Source organism: Candidatus Woesearchaeota archaeon (genome assembly GCA_018302225.1).
GTDB lineage: Archaea > Nanobdellota > Nanobdellia > SCGC-AAA011-G17 > JAGVZY01 > JAGVZY01.
Genome location: JAGVZY010000021.1, coordinates 1 through 5,168, shown reverse-complemented (window position 1 = coordinate 5,168; position 5,168 = coordinate 1). Strand labels below are relative to the sequence as shown.

Below are 5,168 nucleotides of genomic sequence, written 5' to 3'. Positions count from 1 at the left end.
AGCTTATTGTAGTTATTCAACAGTACCTGGAAAAGATATAACTCAAACTGGCACTATGGTTACTTTGAATTCTGAAAAAGAAAGATTCTATCCAAAAGAACATATTTCAGATAATATAAATATAATTCAAAATCTTCCAGAAACAGAATATAAGTTATACATTAAATGTAAAGATGCTGCAGGAAATGCACCAAATCCAACAGACGATGAGATATTAACTTTCAAATTAGAAGAACTTCCAGATTATGAGGGTCCAGTAATAGAAAAAATAGATCCAGAAAGCACAGCTTTCCCAGTATCAACACAAAAAGTAAAATTAGCATTAAGAGTCTATGATCCTGCAACAAAGCCAGGAACTTCAAGTACAGTAAAAGAATGTCGTTATTCAAAAGATAAAGATAATTTTGAAGAAATGACTGGAATAATAAAATGTACTAAAGATGTTCCATGTTTAACTTATAAAAATAAGATGTGTAAATATTGTGAAACCGAAGAAGCTCAACAAATAGATCTATCTAATTTAAATGCTGTCGAGCAACCAAGATTAACTTCTGCAGATTTAAACACTCTTGATCTTTCCTCTTATTTAAGTGGAAGTTACACTTTTAAAATATCTTGTATAGATACACAAGGAAATACCATGAAAGAATCTAAACAATGGACTATTGCTAAAAAAGCTTTATTTGACTTTGAAATAACAAGTCCTGAAAATTATACTTATCAAAACCCACCAAATATTACTATAACTTCAAAAGAGAATATTATCTGTAAATATAAGCTAGATGACATGGCTAGTTTAGAAGATGTAAACTCAAAAAATCTTATATCTACTTTACATGAAAGAGCTATAACTGAAAAATTAACTGCTTCACCAACTAACCAATTAATCAATCCTCATAATTTAGAAGTAACTTGTACTGATATGGCTTCAAATGTTGTAACAAAAACACATAAATTTTACGTAATGGAAGATAAACAAGAACCTTATTTAATCCAATTTTATGAGTCTAGAGGCGATTTAATAGTTTTAATGAATGAAAAGACTCAATGTAAATATTCCACAAAATCATTTAATTATGATGACGAAGAAGCAATATTAATGGAACCAGCAGAATATAATAGTACCTCACATAATACTGCGGTAGGACAATCAAAAACATTCTACGTAAGATGTATGGATGAAGGGAGTAATCCAAGTAATCAGCTTACTTTAAACATACCATGAACAAAAAAGGATTTGAACAAATCTATGTTTATATTTTTGTAATAATTGTAGTAGCCATTACTTTTGTAGTTGGATTTAAAGCAATTAATGCATTAAAAGAAAAACAATCTCAGGTAGAACTAATCTCTTTTTATAATGATTTAGATAGAGAAGTAAAAAAATTCTATAATGCAGATTATCTAAGTGCAGACGATATAACTTTAAATCTTCCAAGTTCAATAAAAAAAGTTTGTTTTACAACAGATAAAATAGATATAAATCTTAATTCTTTTGATATAACTTCTAAAGCTATAATGCAAAATAAATATGGGGGTACATCAAGAAAAAATGTTTTTATATTTCCTGATACAGCTGCAAAACCAAATCAAGGTTATTATTTTATAAAAAATTTAGAAGTTTCACAAAATCCGTTATGTATTCAAACAAAATCAGGTTCTTTATCCTTCACACTTCAGAATAAAGGTGAAGTTTATATAAGTTAAAGTTTTTCCTTATAAAAAATGAAAAGGGGTCAGGCTTCAACATTTAATTGGATATATATTGCAGTAGTAGGAGCCATTATACTTTTAATATTCATAGGCTTTGCAGTAAAGCAAGGCGCCTTTTCAGACAGACTCCTTAATCTAAAAGTAAGAGATAATATTGACAATGTTATCTCAAGTTATAGAGCTCCTTACTTAGAAAGAACTTTTACTCTTCCAAAAGACTTCCAAATTAATTATGCAAAAAATAGTTTAAGTATTGATACAGGTGAAAAAAAAGTGATTTATAATAAAATTATTGCTTCACCTTCAAAGTTTAAAGGAAAAGCAATTTCAAAAAATGAATATGAATTTTATGTTTGGACATATCCAATTTTATTACCTTATCAAATAGATAACTTAATTATTTTAGGAAGTAGTAATTATGGATACAAAATGCGTTATGATAACGAAGAAATAAAAAACTTTATCTCACCAGATATTCCAAGTTTTGTAAATTTAAATTCAAAAGAGAAAGAAATTTATTTTACTCAAGCAGAAGAATGTCTTACAACACAAAATAGCAATTTGATGGATATTGCCTACACTATTGATAATGAAGAGATTTATGGTTATGTTTGTAATAACAAAGAAAAACTTCCTTTTGTAGGAAAAGGAATGCTCTATTCAGCAGTTTTTTCAGACGATTTCAGTTCAATTTTTAATCAAATAGTAAAACGAATACAATTAGTTTCACAATTACATTTAGAAGAAATTAAAATCTATTCAAAGTCCTGCACGCAATATTCAGAATTAACATTATTAATAGGAAAAATAAAATCCTTTAATAAAAATTCTAATCCAGAAGAAATATTAGCAACCTCAAGACAAATAGAAAAATTAAATAATAAAATGACTGGAAGGTGTCCAAGTGTTTATTAGACAACTTAAAAAATCTAAAAAAGGAGATATTCAAATATATTCAACTATATTTGTACTGTTAGTCTTTTTTTTAATAATGGCTATCGGTTTAATATTTTATCTAAAAGCCATGAAAACAAGCGTTATAAACTCAGCCCAAGAAATTGCAATAGACAAATTCTCCTTACTCTTAAATACAGTTATAACTATGCCTGAGCTAAGATATAGCTTCCATGGCTCTCAGTCAGAAGCATTAGATACTACCAAACTAACTTCGTTTCAAACTCTTTTAAATTCGAACAAATTGTATTATCAAAGATATTTTGGAAAGATTTCAAGTATAGAAATACAGCAGGTTTATCCACAAGCTGACGAAGTTTTATGTACAGAAAAAAATTATCCTCAATGTAGCAAATGGGTTATATACTCTAATGGAGATAAAGGTTTAGTTTATTCAACAAGTATTCTATTATATTATCCACAAGAAGATAAATATAAAATAGGAAAAATTTACATACAAGCACAATGAAAAAAGGTCAACTAGAGATGGTAGGATTAGTAATAATTGTAATTCTTTTACTTGTAGGGTTAGTAATTTATGCAGTTTTAAATAAACCCAACGACACAGAATCAAAAAAAGAAGAATCTATACGTGCAAATAATATGAGAAATTCTATTCTATTAACAAGTTTATGCAACACACAAACAAAATATGCAATACAAAAATGTAATGAAGATTCCTCTTTTGCAGGATGTAATACAGATTGTAAAGCTTATATTACTCAAATGTTAAAAAAAGGAAATAATCCTGTTTCAGATGAGTTATATAACCTAAAAGTTACATTTGAATCAGGTTCAGAAACAAAAACTCTTTATTCAATAGGAAGTTGTAAAAAAGGAATTACCTCAACTACAGATAGTGTCCCATCAAGTGTAGGTAATTATAGATATTCCTTCATACTATGTGATTAAATTTGTGCGAAATATTTATATATAAAGCTTTATTAAGTCAAATTATGGAAAAGAGGGGTCAAGTAACCCTATATATTATAATCGGGGTCTTAATACTTATTGCAGGTTCAGTGGTAGTATATCTAAATTCTAATACTATTAGCTCCAAATTAGGTTTTGGCGAAGATATTTCTGCACAAATGGATTCTGCACAAATCTTGCTTGATGAATGTACTAAAAATACTTTAAAAGATGCAGTTTTAATTTCAGCAAATCAAGGTGGAAGAATTTATACAAAGATAACTACTCCAGCTTATTATGAAAAATTTACTAGTTCATTACAATATTACCCAAATGGAAATGTTTACATGCCTTACTGGTTTTATGAAACTTCTGGAATTCCTTACAAGGGTGTTCCAACTCTATCTCAAACAGAAACAGATATTGCAATTTATTTAGAAAAAAATATTGACACTTGTTTACAAAACTTTACTTCATTAAAACAAGGAATATCTGTAAAATATTCAGGTTTAAAATTTAAAGCAACAATTTATGATTCTGAAGTCGGAGCTATAATAAAAACACCTCTTCAAGTAATTTACAAAGATGAATCAAGAAAAATACCTTTGCATGAAGTTAAAATTCCTACTAAATACAAACAACTTTATGATACCGCTATAAAGATAATGGATAAAGAAAACCAGGAATACTTCTTTGAAGAAAAGACTTATGATATGATGGTTTTATACCCTGAAATTCCAAAATCAGAAACCACCTTAGACTGTTCTCCAAAGGTCTGGACAAGACAAGAAATAATTAACAATTTTAAAGAAGTTATAAGCATCAACACTCCTTATTATAAAATAAAAGGTTCAGATTATACTCTTGCAAAAGAATCAAGAAAATATTTTGAATTAACAGAACTTGAATTACCTCAAGGAACTAATGTAAACTTTATTTATAACAAGGCTTGGCCATTTGAAATGTCTATAATTGGCCAAAATGGCAATATCATACGTTCAGATGCAGTAAAGTCTAGTTCAGTATCTAAACTAGCAAGCTTATTTTGTATAAATGATTATAATTTTGTTTACGATGTAAAATATCCTTTAATTATTAGTATTTCAAGTGAAAATGAAGCATTCCAATTTGCAACTCAAGTAATAATTGACAATAATGAACCAAGAAAATTAACAATAGAACCTTTATTTGCAGAAGATAGAAATGATATATATTGCTCATCAATATATGACTCTCAAATTTTAGTATATTCAGAAGGCACACCAATTGAAGGCGCAGATGTAGAATATCAATGTGTAAATCATGGATGTGCTTTAGGTATTACAAATAGCGAAGGTACTATAGCTTCAGGAATTCCTGCATGTGTAAATGGAATATTAAAAGTAACTAAAGAAGGTTATGCTGATTATCAAGAAGATCTTTCAACTAATCTAGGAGACTTTACAAAAACTGTTGAATTACAAAAATTAACTAAACTAAATACTAACCTCGATATAGGAAGAAGTCTCTCTTCAAAAGAAAGAATAATTTTAACAATTAGAAATCAGGATACAGAAGAAGAATCAACAATTATTTATCCAACAGATAAA

At 27.9% G+C, this 5,168-nt stretch carries 6 protein-coding genes; all 6 read left to right on the top strand.

Annotation, left to right across the window (positions count from 1 at the left end; genetic code table 11):
- The coding region (locus tag J4403_04810) for a hypothetical protein (protein ID MBS3167492.1) at positions 1-1,225 on the top strand (1,225 nt) is incomplete at its 5' end.
- Positions 1,222-1,707, top strand: coding sequence for a hypothetical protein (locus tag J4403_04805; GenBank protein MBS3167491.1), 486 nt, complete (start codon positions 1,222-1,224; stop codon positions 1,705-1,707). The genes J4403_04810 and J4403_04805, both read left to right, overlap by 4 nt.
- 18 nt (positions 1,708-1,725) lie before the next feature.
- On the top strand, positions 1,726-2,628 hold the full coding sequence (locus J4403_04800) for a hypothetical protein (GenBank protein ID MBS3167490.1): 903 nt from the start codon (positions 1,726-1,728) through the stop codon (positions 2,626-2,628).
- Entirely contained in the window at positions 2,618-3,136 is a 519-nt protein-coding gene (locus tag J4403_04795) for a hypothetical protein (protein ID MBS3167489.1), read from the top strand. The genes J4403_04800 and J4403_04795 overlap by 11 nt, the downstream gene beginning before the upstream one ends.
- Positions 3,133-3,579 (top strand): hypothetical protein, encoded by a 447-nt coding sequence (locus J4403_04790; protein MBS3167488.1) that lies wholly within the window; start codon positions 3,133-3,135, stop codon positions 3,577-3,579. Before J4403_04795 ends, J4403_04790 begins: the two co-directional genes overlap by 4 nt.
- 44 nt (positions 3,580-3,623) lie before the next feature.
- A partial coding sequence (locus J4403_04785; protein ID MBS3167487.1) for a hypothetical protein occupies positions 3,624-5,168 on the top strand: 1,545 nt, incomplete at its 3' end.